Below are 13,796 nucleotides of genomic sequence, written 5' to 3' on the forward strand. Positions count from 1 at the left end.
AAGTATGTGAAATAATGGCCGACGATCTAGACTGGCTGGAAGCCCAAAGCATTTACATCCTCCGCGAGGCCTATAGCCGCATCAAGCCGCTGGCAATGCTGTGGTCCTTGGGCAAGGATTCCAATGTGATGATCTGGTTGGCCAAGAAGGCCTTCCTGGGTCGCGTGCCGTTTCCGGTGGCGCATCTCGATACCGGCCTGGAATTTCCCGAGACCTACGCCTTCCGCGACCGCTATGCCAAGGAATGGGGCCTGGAGCTGATCCAGGATATGTGCCCGCCGCTGGAAGCCACCGATCCGACCCTGCCGCATAATTCCCGCATCGCCGCGCGCAAGACCCTGGGCCTCAAGGAAGCTATCGGCAAATACGGGTTCAAGGGTGTGATCGCCGGTATCCGCCGCGACGAGCAGGCGACCCGCGCCAAGGAGCGCGTGTTCAGCCCGCGCGCCGAGGATGGCGCCTGGGATTTCCGCGACCAGCCGCCGGAATTGTGGGACCATTTCGCCTCGGAACTGCCCCCGGGTGTGCATATGCGCATCCACCCGCTACTGCACTGGACCGAACTGGATATCTGGCGCTACATCCAGCGCGAGGGTATTCCGGTGGTGCCGCTGTATTTCGCCAGGGAGGGCAAGCGCTTCCGCTCGCTGGGCGAGATCGGAATCACCTTCCCGATCGACAGCCAGGCCGGCAATATCGATCAGATTATCAGTGAACTGGAAGTGACCCGCGAGCCGGAGCGGGCCGGCCGCGCCATGGACCACGATTCGGAGGACGCATTCGAGCGGTTGCGTGTCGCCGGGTATATGTGAAACCATGACCATTGTGAATCTGACCGACCGCATCAAGGCCGCCAGTAAGACCCAGCGCAGCCGGGCATTTCCCATCGTGATCGTCGGCCATGTTGATCATGGCAAGTCGACCCTGGTGGGACGCCTGCTGCACGATACCGGCTCGTTGCCCACCGGCAAGGTGGAGCAGCTGCGCGCCGTATCGGAAAAGCGCGGCCTGGAATTCGAATGGTCCTTCCTGCTTGATGCCTTGCAGGTGGAGCGCGACCAGGGCATCACGGTCGATACTACGCAGATCTGGTTCCATACCGCCGAGCGCCGCTATGTCATCATCGACGCGCCGGGGCATAAGGAATTCCTCAAGAACATGGTCACCGGCGCGGCCCAGGCCGATGCCGCGATCCTGGTGGTGGATGCCGCCCAGGGCCTGGCCGAACAGACCCGCCGCCATGCTTATCTGCTGCATCTGCTGGGCCTGCGCCAGGTGGCGGTGGCGGTGAACAAGATCGACCTGATCGACCATGATGCCGTGCGTTTCCAGGCGGTGGCCGATTCCGTGCGCGCCTATCTTGCCGGCATCGGCATAGAGGCTGCCGCCATCGTGCCGCTTTCTGCCAAGCAGGGCGACAACATCGCCGAGCGCAGCACGCAGATGCCGTGGTATCAGGGCCCGACACTGCTTGAGGCGCTGGATGCCTTCCCGGATACCAAGGCCGCCGTGGACCAGGCATTGCGCCTGCCGATCCAGGATCTCTACCGGGTAGATGACAAGCGCATCATTGTCGGGCGTATTGAAAGCGGCAGCCTGAAGATTGGCGACCGACTGCGTTTCACGCCGGGCGCGCGCGAGGCGAATGTTTCCTCCATCGAGGCCTGGGGGGGCAAGGCCGCACCGAGTCAAGTGGATGCTGGTGAAAGTGTTGCCTTCACCCTGGATGAAGATGTGTTTGTGGAGCGCGGCGCGCTGGCGACGGCGCCGGATCAGGCGCCGCTGGAAACCAGCCGCGTGCTGGCGCGGCTATTCTGGCTGGATAAAGAGCCGCTGCATGTCGGCCAGCGCCTGACGCTGAAGATCGGCACGGCGGAAGCCGATGCGCTGGTGGAAACCATCGAGGAAGTGATCGATGTCGAAACCTTGCAGCCGGTAAAGGCTGCGCAGGTCGAGCGCAATGGTGTCGCCCGTGTCGTGCTGCGCACCCGCAAGCCGCTGGCACTGGATCGCTATGAGACCATGGCGCGCACCGGGCGCGGCGTGCTGGCGCGTAACTTCCATATCGTTGCCGGCTTCGTGGTTGAGTCCGCCGAGGGTGGCCAGCTTGCCGATATCACCCGTGTCGATGCCTCGGTTACTGCTACCGACCGCGCACAGCTCAATGGTCATCGCGGCGGCGTGCTGTGGCTCACCGGCCTTTCGGCTGCCGGCAAATCCACGGTGGCGATGGCGGCGATGCGCCAGCTTTTCGCCCGCGGCCGTCAGGTCTATGTGCTGGATGGCGATAATGTGCGCCATGGCCTGAACCGCGATCTCGGGTTCACGCCGGAAGCGCGCACCGAGAATATCCGCCGCCTGGCTGAAACCGCCAAGCTGATGGCCGATGCCGGTCTGATCGTGATGGTGGCGGCGATTTCGCCGGCGCAGGCTGATCGCGATCATGCGCGTGGCATTGTCGGCCCAGGGTTCCATGAAATTTTTGTCAGTGCCGATCTCGATACTTGTCGCACCCGTGACCCGAAAGGGCTGTATAAAAGGGCGTTGGCCGGAGAGATCGCCAACTTCACGGGCGTGAGTGCGCCTTACGAAGTGCCGCGTCAGGCCGATCTGGTGCTTGATACCAGTACGCTTGCTGCGCCACAGGCCGCGCAACTGCTTGTCGAATATGCCGACCGCCAGTTTTCCGTAGGCGCCGGCGCGGCAGTGGCCTGATCAGCGTTAGCCTTAGCCTTTAGCGCCCGCTCGCCAATAAATAAGGAGAGAGAGCCATGCGAATCCACGGGATTATTCTGTCTGCCGCGCTGGCCCTGGTCACGGCTATGGGCACGGCATGGCCGGTCCAGGCACAGACATTGCTGAATGTCTCCTACGATCCAACGCGGGAATTGTATCAGGAAGTCAACGCGGCCTTCATCAAGGCCAATCCGGATCTGAAGCTGACCATCAACCAGAGTCATGGCGGCTCGGGCAAGCAGGCGCGGTCGGTGATCGATGGCCTGGATGCCGATATCGTCACTCTGGCGCTGGCCTACGATATCGATGCGATTGCCCAGCATGGCCTGCTGGCCAAGGATTGGCAGACACGCCTGCCCGACAATGCCTCACCCTACACTTCCACCATCGTATTCCTGGTGCGCAAGGGAAACCCGAAGAATATCAAGGACTGGGATGACCTGATCCGCTCCGATGTGAAAGTCATCACGCCGAACCCGAAGACCTCTGGTGGGGCGCGCTGGAATTACCTGGCTGCCTGGGGTTATGCCGAGAAGAAGACCGGCAGCAAGGATGAGGCCCGCAATTTCGTGCAGGCACTGTTCCGCAATGTGCCGATCCTGGATACCGGCGCGCGTGGCGCGCTGATCACTTTCACCCAGCGCCGCCAGGGTGATGTATTCCTGAGTTGGGAAAACGAAGCCTTCCTTGCCGTGAATGAACTCGGCAAGGACAAGTTCGATATCGTGGTGCCGAGTGTTTCCATCCTGGCCGAACCACCTGTTGCCGTTGTCGACAAGGTGGTGGACAAGCGCGGCACCCGTGGCCTTGCCGAGAGTTACCTGAAATTCCTTTATGCCAAGGAAGGCCAGGAGATAGCCGCCAAGCATTACTACCGCCCCCGCCTGAAGGAAGTCGCCGATAAGCATGCTGGCACCTTCGCCAAAGTCACTCTTTTCACCATTGACGAACAGTTCGGCGGCTGGGCCAAGGCACAGCCGGAGCATTTCGGCGATGGTGGTGTGTTCGACCAGATCTACAAGCCGCGCTGATCAACGCCGGCTCGTAGTGTTTTTGTGATGGGGGATTAGTCGAATGGCGACAACCGCTTTGCCTGCCATGCCGTTCCGGCCGCGCCATAGCGTGATTCCGGGCTTCGGCCTCACGCTGGGCCTTACGCTGCTGTGGACCGCTTTGATCGTGCTGGTGCCGCTGGCCGGCCTGTTCCTGAAATCGGCCACGCTGGGCTGGGATGCCTTCATCAATACCATCCAGGCGCCGCGCGTGGTCGCTTCGCTCAAGCTCAGCTTCGGCACGGCCTTGCTTGCCGCCGTGATCAATGCGGTGTTCGGCCTGCTGGTGGCCTGGGTGCTGGTGCGGTACGAATTTCCCGGCCGTCGCATCGTCGATGCCATGGTCGATATTCCCTTCGCCCTGCCCACCGCCATTGCCGGCATCGCGCTCACCGCGCTCTGGGCCGAGAATGGCTGGCTTGGCGCGCCGCTGGCGGCTCTGGGCCTCCAGGTGGCCTTCACACCGGCCGGTATCGTGGTGGCACTGGTCTTCATCGGCCTGCCTTTCGTGGTCCGCACGGTGCAGCCGGTGCTGCAGGATTTCGAGAAAGAGATAGAGGAGGCGGCGGAAAGCCTTGGTGCCACCCGCTGGCAGATTTTCGCCCGCGTCATCTGGCCGAGCCTGATGCCGGCGACCCTCACCGGCTTCGCGCTGGCCCTGGCGCGCGGCCTGGGTGAATACGGCTCGGTGATTTTCATTGCCGGTAATCTGCCCGGTATCTCCGAAATCGCGCCGCTGCTGGTGGTGATCAAGCTGGAGGAATTCCTCTATGCCGAGGCGACTTCGATCGCGGTGGCGCTGCTGGTCGCTTCCTTCATCATGCTGTTCCTGATCAATGCCGTGCAGCATTGGGCGGAACGCCGCGAGAAGGGACGCTGATCATGGCTACCGCCCTTACTTTGCCCGGCCGCACTTCGCGGCGCATCGACCATGCCGGCGCCTGGATGCTGCGCTGGGCACTGATTGCCATTGCCCTGGCCTTCCTTGCCCTGTTCATCGCTCTGCCGTTGGTGATCGTATTCACCGAGGCTTTACGCCAGGGCTGGGCGGCTTATATGCGCGCGCTCACCGAGCCGGTGGCGCTGGCGGCAATCCGGTTGACGCTGCTCACCGCTGCCATCGTCGTGCCGCTGAACCTGGCCTTCGGCATCGTTGCCGCCTGGGCCATCACCAAGTTCGATTTCCGCGGCAAGAGCCTGCTGATCACCCTGATCGATCTGCCCTTCTCGGTGTCGCCGGTAATTTCCGGCCTGGTTTTCGTGCTGCTGTTCGGTTTGCAGGGCTGGTTTGGTCCATGGCTCAAAGAACATGACATCAAGATAATCTTCGCCGTGCCCGGTATCGTTCTGGCGACGATGTTCGTCACCTTCCCTTTCGTGGCGCGCGAACTGATTCCGATCATGCAGGAGCAGGGTACGCAGGAGGAGGAAGCTGCCATGGTGCTCGGCGCTTCCGGCTGGCAGACCTTCTGGCGCGTCACCCTGCCGAATATAAAATGGGGCCTGCTCTATGGCCTGCTGCTCTGCAACGCGCGCGCCATGGGTGAATTCGGCGCCGTCTCGGTGGTGTCTGGCCATATCCGTGGCCAGACCAACACCATGCCGCTGCATGTCGAAATCCTCTACAACGAGTATAATTTCGTGGCTGCCTTCGCTGTCGCTTCGCTGCTGGCGATGCTGGCCATCGTCACGCTGATTCTGAAAAGCCTGCTGGAATGGCGTCTGGCGCGCGACACTGCGCGTTCGGGCGAATAGGATAGCGCCATGCAGATCGATATCCTCGGCGTCAGCCGTCAGTTCGGTTCCTTCCTCGCCCTCAAGGCGGTGGACCTCTCCATCAACAGCGGCGAACTGGTGGCCCTGCTGGGGCCGTCCGGCTCGGGCAAGACGACGCTGCTGCGTCTGATCGCCGGGCTTGATAAGCCCGATGCCGGCGATATCCGTTTCGATGGCAAGAGCACGGCGCAGCGCACCGCCGGCGAGCGTGATGTCGGCTTCGTGTTCCAGCATTACGCGCTGTTCCGGCATATGAGCGTGTTCGAGAATGTCGCCTTCGGCCTGCGGGTGCGGCCGCGCAAGCTGCGCCCCTCGGATGCCGAGATCCAGCGCCGGGTCAGCGAATTGCTGCGTCTGGTGCAGATCGACTGGCTGGCCGAGCGCCTGCCGGCACAGCTTTCCGGCGGCCAGCGCCAGCGTGTGGCCCTGGCTCGTGCGCTTGCCATCGAGCCCAAGGTGCTGCTGCTGGATGAGCCCTTCGGCGCCCTGGATGCCAAGGTGCGTAAGGAACTGCGCCGCTGGCTGCGCCGTCTGCATGAGCAACTCGGCATGACCTCTGTATTCGTTACCCATGACCAGGAGGAGGCGCTGGAACTCGCCGACCGGGTGGTGGTGATGGACAAGGGCCGCATTGAGCAGGTGGATACGCCCGAGGCACTCTATGAGAAGCCGGCGACGCCCTTCGTCAATCGTTTCCTCGGCGATATCAACGAACTTGATGGCCAGATCAGCAATGGCCGGGTGCTGTTCGGTCCCGTGGATACCAGCCTGCTGCCGGCTCTGCGCATGGTGGATGGTGCGGCAAAGCTCTATGTGCGGCCGCACGACATCATAGCGGAAGCTCTGGTGCCCGGTGCGCCGCTTTCCAACAGCGGCACCGTACGCTTCATCTCCTCGGTTGGCGCCAATGTGCGTATCGAGGTGGAGATCGAGGGCGGCTTGCCGGTGCTGGAAGTGTCGCAGACGCGGGAGAGTTTCGCCGAGCGGCCGCTGAAGATCGGGGAACGCGTCAGGCTGGCGTTTCGGCGGGCGCAGGTGTTTCCATCGGAATGAATCGCGCCAGGCAATTGCTGTCGCCATTGCCGAAACTGCCGGTTTCTATTGTTGCTTCCACACTGAAGTCGATGACCTTGCTGAGGCGCTCGATCAATTCGAGATTCTCGTTCTCATCGTTCAGCAAGCTCAAGGTTATGAAATATCGACCTGGAAACAGATTGAGTTTCAACGGTATTTGCAGTTCCACAACGTCGCCGGCATTTTTAGCCGAGAATTCCATGCCCTGCATCCGGGTGTTGAGGGCATAGATGGTGCGATCGTCGCTTTTGCGGATGCTGAAGCCGAAACAGGGACGACAAGCTTGCTGGAATGTGACGCGCAATGTCAGGGTGGCGGCGGCTCCGGGGCAGAATGACGCCTCCGCCTCGCCATCCTCTCCCGTCAAACCCATGAACGAGAAATTCGATACGCTCAGTTGGATTGGATTCTGCTGATCACGACGAATGAGGTTGGCAGCGACGGGTGTGATTAATGATGGCGGCAGGCTGTATTCTTCTGGGCCATAGATGATGAACCAGCTGCCGTACTCAAAAGCATCGATTTCATCGATATTGCCATAGGCTTCGTGCAAATCCTGGCGATTTTGATGAATCAGCCGCATCAGATTGGTTACGCCTGAGCGCCCGCCGCTGGGCTGTGGTGCAACTTCATTCAGCCAAGTGTAGAGTGTATCCGGGCCGTCGGTGCGCCATGGCTCCGGCCATCTCTGGGCCAGGTGTGGCAATTCCCGCAGCAGCACATGCCTCAGATTGCGTGAAATGCGCATGCCATTGTCAAACGCCGTATGACCACGGAACGGGTCATGTGCTGAAAGATCCGGCTGTGAAATCACTTCCGGGTCCCTGCCATAGCCCAAAGCAGCGAAAACTTCCTGCCATATCGGCAAGTCCAACTCCGCATGTACAGCCTCTGGCAGAGTATTGCGTGACAAGCCGGAGGTGCCGGCACGGAAGAAGTTAGAGTCCTCGTTGACTGCATCGCTTTTCAGATAGGCGAACTGGTTGTTCACCGCAGCGAAGCGCAGCATCTGGTTGTTGACGGGGGAAATGCGACCAGTCAATTGCCGCAGGCTGGCAATCGGGTTCCGCAGCAAATCCTCATATCGCACCACAGGTGCGCCGAAATCCATCCAGGCTTTTGAAATCAGCAGGTTCTTCATGAAATAGCTGCGCACATAGTCCAGCAGTTCTGCCGCACCGTCGCCTTCAGCAGCGTGCAGTAGATCTTCTTCCTTGTGCGATGATTTCTGCTTGCTGCGGACAAAATGATACAGCGACAGCAGCACGTCCTTGGGGTGGCGCAGAACCGTCACCGGCAGGATGTCGTGAACCAGCAGGGTGTCTGCCAGCGCACGCGTTGGCAATATATGGCAGTGGGCGATCGACTTTTTCGCTATGAGAAGCGGTGCGATGTCGCTCTCATTGGGCAGGGCAACGAGACTTAGTTCATAAAGGTCGCTGAGCAGGAACTTGAGCCAAGTGTTTCCGGTCTTCGGTGTGGCGCAGATCAGTATCTTATGGGACAGGGGATCGAAATATTGCATAGGTCCATCGTATCCATTCTCGCGAAGCGAGAATACGAATTGTACGAGAGCAAGCCAACACTTCAGCTATTTCTAATAGGTTATCACAATGTTGTGCAGGGAGGTTGCGGGCGTTTTCTCTCCTCATACGCGACCCCCGGAGGATTTTCCATTTTTAATTGTAATTAAAGAATATATGAATATTTTAGAGGGAGTGGTCGATGATCGCAGGCTTGGCCATGGATTAGCCGTATTACTGGGCCATGCGTGTTATGACTGCAATGGCCCAATTTGCGGCCCAGAAGTCTCTACAGGGTGATCGGCGCGCCCGGTGCTAAATGCACAGTATCTGGTAAATTAATACGCAAGCCGTTAAAATTATTGAGGTTTAGTGGTGCATGCGGCCGAGCAGGAGCCCCTTGAAACGTCATATTGTTCTCATCGCAGGGATGCATCGGTCAGGCACATCCGCGCTAACGCGCCTGATCAACCTGCTGGGGGCTGGTTTGGCGCCGGATTTGCTGCCGGCAAGAAGTGACAATGTGAAGGGCTTCTGGGAAGGGCGGCGCATTGTCGATATCCATGACAGCTTTCTGACTGCGGTCGGTTCTGGCTGGGATGATTTCACCCCGCTGCCGGAAGACGCGTTTTCATCCTCGGCGGCTGCTACAGCCCGCAGGGCGCTTGGCGAGGCCCTGGCGGAATTCGATGGCCAGGCCCTGGCGGTGGTCAAGGATCCCCGGCTCTGCCGCTTGCTGCCGCTTTGGCATGAGCCGCTGGCGGAGCATGGTTTTGAGCCTTTGGTAGCCCTGATTCTGCGACAGCCGATGGAAGTGGCGGGCTCACTGAAGTCACGCAATCATTTTCCTGTCGAGAAGGGTCTGTTGCTCTGGCTGACCTATATTCTGGAGGCAGAATTCCACAGCCGCGGCATGAAGCGGGTATTCACCAGCTACGATCTGGTATTGGCGGAATGGCGGGCAGTGGCGGTGGCGATGGCCCGGGCCTGGAAGCTGCAATGGCCGGTTGATCTGGATGCGGCGTCAGATGAAATTACGACTTTCCTTGATGCCGATTTACGGCACCAGCAGGCCACAGAGGTGAGTGGCCCGCTGCCGTTACGCCAGATGGTGGATGAAGTAACGGCGCTGTTCGAAGGCTCTATTGCAGCAAAAACCAAGTCGACGAAGCATTTTGATCGTGTGCGTGTCGACTTGCAGCGCGCTGCTTCTGTATTTGCTCCGGTTCTGTCGTCGCAGCGGGAAACCATATTCGAACTTGGCCGCAGTGTGGCGGCGCATGCCAAGGAAACTGATCGGCTGGCCAACCTGTTCGATCTGAGCCAGACCCATGTGCGCAACATTGAAGCCGATGTGGTGAAGCTGACTGGCGCACTGAATGCCAAGGAAGCCGAGCGGGAACTGGCTGTACAGCTTTCGGCACAGCATGCAGCTGAGCTGGATCAGGCCAAGCAGTTTCTGGGGGTTTGCCAGCAGGGCCGAAGCGATCTGGAATTGCGCGTAGCGGAAGGTGAGGCCAAGCTCACGGAAGCCGAAGCGGCAAGAGAAGTATTGCGTGCGACTGTGGCCGAACTCGGCGCGCGTATCGAGGTTGCGCAATTGGCTCTCAATCATGCCGAAGCGCGAATTGTGACCGCTGAACGCAGAGTATCAACACAGGAAATGGAATTGAAGCGCAGCGCCCAGTCTCTGGCGGCAGAGCAGCACGCGCATCGCACCTTGGCCGAAGCTCATGCAGCCTTGCAGCAAAGTTGGCAAGAGCAGGTATTGCGTCTTGACGCGCAGGCGGCAGAGATACAGGTCTTGCGAGACCATCTGGCGCAGAGCCAGGCCGAGGCCATCAGCAGGGCAGAGCAGATTGAGCATCTATCGATTCATGCCGCGGCGCTTGAGCAGCGTTGCGAAGGATTGGCGAAAGACCTTGCCGAATTGAATCAGCGCCATGCCGCCCTTGAAGAGAAGCATCAGGCACTGGAGAGCTTGCGCGACAAACTGATCCAGGAGCGGGATGGCCTTATCCAGGAGCGGCACGTTTTGACCGCAGAGCGCGATAGCCTGATTTCAGAGCGTGGTAAGTTGGTGCAGGAGCGCGATGGATTGGAACAGACGCGCCGCCAGCTGGACCATGAACTGGCGGAACTGAACCAGACATACCAGACACTACAACGAGACCATGAGCGGGCTGAGCATGCCAACGCCCGCTTGATCGAGCAATTCGATCATCTGAGTGCCGACTTGACCGCCAGCCACGACAAATGCCTGCTGTTGGAAGACACCCTGCAGCGCATCCAGCAATCGCGAAGCTGGCGCATGACTGCGCCATTGCGCAAGATCGGTGCGGCTTTACGGGAGTAAATGCGGCATGCCGTCCGCTGCCGAGGTCAAATGGTGCAGACCGCCGCGATGCTGGTGTAGACTTGGTTGTCGCCGAGTGCGAAGGGGCAGATGCGCGCAAAATTGATGCTGCTGAAATGGGGCTGAAGTGCGGCTTCTAGGCTCTTCTGGTTGAAGAAATTTATATGTGTTGATTCCAGCAGATGCCATGGCACCAAGCTGTGGCGAGATCCCATCGGCACAGCGCTCATGTCCGGCACGGTTACGATCAGCATGTTGCGGGTCAGGCGCCGCATTTCGGCAATGGCGGCAGCATAGTTCGGAATATGCTCGATCACTTCGGTCGAAATGACGCAATCGAAACTGGCGTCGGCAAAAGGTGAAGGCAGCGCTCCATCATAGAGCGTCACATGCGGCACGACTTCGGGCAGCATGTGAGCATGGATCGCCGGTACATCACATTCAAGACCAACAGCGTTGACGCCGCGCTGGCGCAAATTCGCCACCAGCGCACCTGAGCCGCAGCCAAAATCGAGTACGTCACCGACTAGCGTTGCGGTCAGGCGGAGTACATCGTCGTTCACTTCCAGGCTGGGCGGCCCGCTGCAATAGATGTGTTCGCGATGCAGCACCCGTGTTTCGGTCAGCAGCATTTCATAGGCCGGTCGCCGGAAGGCAATCGAGCAGCGATATTGCGCGCTGATTCCCGGTCCCTCAATGGTCAAGTTCTTGAAGGCACCGCGTTGGTATACTTCATCCGTGGCCAGGAATTCCATCACCACGCCGCGCAGGCCGCCGCCAAGATCAGGGCGTGTGACGCGATAGAAACCAAGAAAATTGATGCCGCAATCATCCAGGAAGATATTTGGCGGCTGCGGCTCCTGGGCTTCGAACGACCAGCCTACCAATCGCACCAAGCCGGAAGGATCCACCTCTACGGTATCCAGGTGACCCCATGGTACGGGGCGACGCATCAGGATTGAAATCAGGCTCATGGCATATCCGATGGCGCGGGCTGTTGACGGGTCGGCCACGATACACGCGGCGGAAAGGCCAGGGAAAGGGTTTCGTCGTTCAATGTCAAATTGGGGTTGTAGGCCGGATCAACCCGCAGCACATTTCCCCAGGCCTGCATCATGTGATCGACTTCAGCTTTGAAGCGCCGCGCCTTCTCCGGTGTATCTTCTGCGCCGCGCGAAATCGATTCTAGATGATACAGCTCGGCAAACGGGGTCCAGATGATCCGGTAACCGGCTTCCCGCACTTTGAGGCAGAGATCGACGTCATTGAAGGCAACAGCCAGATCCACTGCATTGAAGCCCCCCACCTGCTCAAACACTCGGCGGCGCATTACCAGGCAGGCCGCCGTAACAGCACTGAGATTCTGCGTAACCACGGCACGGCCAAAATAGCCCGGATCGGTCGCCGGCCTGTATTTGTGCAGATGGCCCGCAACCCCACCGATGCCCAGGATCACGCCACCGTGCTGTACGGAATTATTGCTGAACAGCAGCTTGGCGCCCACCGCACCGATATCTGGGCGCAAGGCATGCGACACCATCTCGGTAAGCCAATGCGGTTCGATCATGGCGAGATCGTTGTTGAGAAAGGCGAGAATATCGCCATCGCTCGCGGCCGCCGCGAGATTGTTGAGCGCGGAAAAATTGAACGGCATATCCGAGCGGATAACGCGGATACGTTTGTCCGCAGACAATGAGGCGAGATAATCCAGGCTGGCCGCATCGTCGCTGCCATTATCGACGATGATCAATTCCCAGTTCTGGTAGTCATTGTTTTCCCGCACGCCATCGACGCAGCCTTTCAAGACTTCCCACTTGTTGCGGGTAGGCACGATAATCGAGACCAATGGCGGCTGTTCTGGCAATGCCCAGACTGTTCGGTGATAGGTTTCCTTGCCTGGCACGCTGCGGGCTTTGAGTTCTTTCCGATCAAAATGTTCCTGTAGAGCCAGGCGCGCGCGCTCATGCGGATAGGATTTCTGGTCAGCGTTGAGCGCGAGCGAGCCGGCCACGGCGCGCCAATGGTACAGAATAAATGGAATATGGATGATGCGGTCGGGGCTGGTTTGTTCCAGCACACGAAGCGCCAGATCATAGTCCTGGCTGCCCTCGAAGCCGATGCGGAAACCGCCAGCCTTGCGCACAAGTTCATGGCGATAGACGCCAAGATGATTGATCATATTCTGCGAATAGAACAGATCTGGGTTCCATTCCGGCTTAAAGCAGGGATCGAAGCGGCGACCGGCGGTATCAATCTTGTCTTCGTCGGAATAGAGGATGTCAGCTTGCGGATGGGCATCGATGGCAAGGGCCACCATTGCCAGGGCATGTTCGCGCAATTCATCGTCGTGGTCGAGCAAGGCAATATAATCACCGCTGGCCAGGGCCAATGCGGAATTACTCGCTGCCGAGATATGGCCGTTCTGGTCGCGGAAAGCCACTTTGATGCGTGAATCCTCTGCCGCATATTGCTGCAGCATCGGCTTCACCCATGTGGCGGTCGAAGCGTCGTCGGCGATACATAATTCCCAATGCGGATAGATCTGGCGGCGGACTGAATCTACCGCGGCGCAGAGCAATTCCTTGGGCGTATTGTAGACCGGCATGACGACGGAGATGACCGGCGGCTTCGGCAAAGCCTCTACGAGGCGGGTGAAACCAGTCATGTCGGCCGCGGTCAGTGTGTCGAAAAAGCCGACCCATTCGTCATAGCCGAGCAACGGATTGCCGCCGGGTCCATGATTGGAGATCAGCAGTTCCCTCAGCCCGACCCGTTTGCCTTCCTTGTGAGTCAGCGCTCGGCGCAGGGCCCCATACCACTGACTCATAGGGAGCTGTTGCAACAGCAGCGCTAACCGGTTGAAGCCAAGCCAGACCTTGCCGATTTCTACTGCGGTCACATCCTCGATCTCGAAAGTCATTTCATGATCGATTGGATCGAAACGCAACGCGCTGGGCCTGGTGGGGAAAAAGATCGGTATCGTTACGCGGCGGTTGAAACAGGGGGGCAATGCCACGGCGGTATGTTCGGAAAAGCCGGTGCCATAGTCGACATAGAGGCGCGGGCGAAGCGGGCTGGCCTGACTGTGACCGGTATAAGAGAAGAGCACCCAACCGGAGGGGAAAGGCTGCCTATCCTGGTTTGAAAGGAAGAAATATGGGTCGTTGCCTAGACTACGGTAGCGGTGGCCGGCCATTTCCAGCTGATTGCGCGGCAGCAGATCATAGCGGCTGACTCTAGGGAACTTAAACTTTGAGTGTTTTTGAGTCATGCAAAAGC

At 59.3% G+C, this 13,796-nt stretch carries 10 protein-coding genes; 7 read left to right on the forward strand and 3 right to left on the reverse strand.

From position 1 onward, the window contains the following. Positions 1-14: 14 nt before the first annotated feature. The 6 genes from cysD (at position 15) to ACQY7X_RS10670 (ending at position 6,617) form a co-directional block, all read left to right on the forward strand. A complete protein-coding gene (gene cysD / locus ACQY7X_RS10645) occupies positions 15-812 on the forward strand; it encodes a sulfate adenylyltransferase subunit CysD (protein ID WP_428249893.1) in 798 nt (265 codons plus the stop codon). A 4-nt stretch (positions 813-816) separates the two neighbouring features. Further along, positions 817-2,715, forward strand: a complete 1,899-nt coding sequence (gene cysC / locus ACQY7X_RS10650) for an adenylyl-sulfate kinase (RefSeq protein ID WP_428249894.1) — start codon at positions 817-819, stop codon at positions 2,713-2,715. 56 nt (positions 2,716-2,771) lie between these two features. Beyond that, a complete protein-coding gene (locus ACQY7X_RS10655) occupies positions 2,772-3,767 on the forward strand; it encodes a sulfate ABC transporter substrate-binding protein (RefSeq protein ID WP_428249895.1) in 996 nt (331 codons plus the stop codon). A gap of 43 nt (positions 3,768-3,810) precedes the next feature. Beyond that, positions 3,811-4,668 carry a sulfate ABC transporter permease subunit CysT gene (cysT, locus tag ACQY7X_RS10660; RefSeq protein WP_428249896.1) on the forward strand — a complete coding sequence of 286 codons (858 nt, stop codon included), beginning with the start codon at positions 3,811-3,813 and terminating at the stop codon, positions 4,666-4,668. A 65-nt stretch (positions 4,669-4,733) separates the two neighbouring features. Then, a complete protein-coding gene (gene cysW, locus ACQY7X_RS10665; protein ID WP_428250051.1) occupies positions 4,734-5,543 on the forward strand; it encodes a sulfate ABC transporter permease subunit CysW in 810 nt (269 codons plus the stop codon). 9 nt (positions 5,544-5,552) lie between these two features. After that, complete coding sequence (locus ACQY7X_RS10670; protein ID WP_428249897.1) at positions 5,553-6,617, forward strand: sulfate/molybdate ABC transporter ATP-binding protein; 1,065 nt, start codon at positions 5,553-5,555, stop codon at positions 6,615-6,617. Here ACQY7X_RS10670 and ACQY7X_RS10675 read toward each other — a convergent pair. After that, positions 6,574-8,163 carry a Wzt carbohydrate-binding domain-containing protein gene (locus tag ACQY7X_RS10675; RefSeq protein WP_428249898.1) on the reverse strand — a complete coding sequence of 530 codons (1,590 nt, stop codon included), beginning with the start codon at positions 8,161-8,163 and terminating at the stop codon, positions 6,574-6,576. The two genes, ACQY7X_RS10670 and ACQY7X_RS10675, sit on opposite strands and share 44 nt — an antisense overlap. Positions 8,164-8,561: 398 nt before the next feature. Between ACQY7X_RS10675 and ACQY7X_RS10680 the strand changes: the two genes are divergently transcribed. After that, positions 8,562-10,517, forward strand: coding sequence for a hypothetical protein (locus ACQY7X_RS10680; protein ID WP_428249899.1), 1,956 nt, complete (start codon positions 8,562-8,564; stop codon positions 10,515-10,517). 26 nt (positions 10,518-10,543) lie between these two features. Here ACQY7X_RS10680 and ACQY7X_RS10685 read toward each other — a convergent pair whose 3' ends face one another. Together ACQY7X_RS10685 and ACQY7X_RS10690 are read right to left on the reverse strand one after the other, a co-directional pair. Beyond that, positions 10,544-11,491, reverse strand: coding sequence for a class I SAM-dependent methyltransferase (locus ACQY7X_RS10685; RefSeq protein ID WP_428249900.1), 948 nt, complete (start codon positions 11,489-11,491; stop codon positions 10,544-10,546). Next, the gene (locus tag ACQY7X_RS10690; protein WP_428249901.1) at positions 11,488-13,788 is read right to left on the reverse strand and encodes a glycosyltransferase family 2 protein; all 2,301 of its coding nucleotides are present in this window, start codon (positions 13,786-13,788) and stop codon (positions 11,488-11,490) included. Before ACQY7X_RS10690 ends, ACQY7X_RS10685 begins: the two co-directional genes overlap by 4 nt. Positions 13,789-13,796: the final 8 nt, after the last annotated feature.

The organism is Ferrovibrio sp. (assembly GCF_965278975.1).
Lineage (GTDB): Bacteria > Pseudomonadota > Alphaproteobacteria > Ferrovibrionales > Ferrovibrionaceae > Ferrovibrio.

Excerpts from the sequence above, each read along its gene's own strand:
- cysT (WP_428249896.1), top strand. The coding sequence starts at position 3,811 with ATGGCGACAACCGCTTTGCCTGCCATGCCGTTCCGGCCGCGCCATAGC.
- cysD (WP_428249893.1), top strand. The coding sequence starts at position 15 with ATGGCCGACGATCTAGACTGGCTGGAAGCCCAAAGCATTTACATCCTC.
- ACQY7X_RS10670 (WP_428249897.1), top strand. The coding sequence starts at position 5,553 with ATGCAGATCGATATCCTCGGCGTCAGCCGTCAGTTCGGTTCCTTCCTC.
- ACQY7X_RS10690 (WP_428249901.1), bottom strand. The coding sequence starts at position 13,788 with ATGACTCAAAAACACTCAAAGTTTAAGTTCCCTAGAGTCAGCCGCTAT.
- cysC (WP_428249894.1), top strand. The coding sequence starts at position 817 with ATGACCATTGTGAATCTGACCGACCGCATCAAGGCCGCCAGTAAGACC.
- ACQY7X_RS10685 (WP_428249900.1), bottom strand. The coding sequence starts at position 11,491 with ATGAGCCTGATTTCAATCCTGATGCGTCGCCCCGTACCATGGGGTCAC.
- ACQY7X_RS10655 (WP_428249895.1), top strand. The coding sequence starts at position 2,772 with ATGCGAATCCACGGGATTATTCTGTCTGCCGCGCTGGCCCTGGTCACG.
- ACQY7X_RS10675 (WP_428249898.1), bottom strand. The coding sequence starts at position 8,163 with ATGCAATATTTCGATCCCCTGTCCCATAAGATACTGATCTGCGCCACA.
- cysW (WP_428250051.1), top strand. The coding sequence starts at position 4,734 with ATGCTGCGCTGGGCACTGATTGCCATTGCCCTGGCCTTCCTTGCCCTG.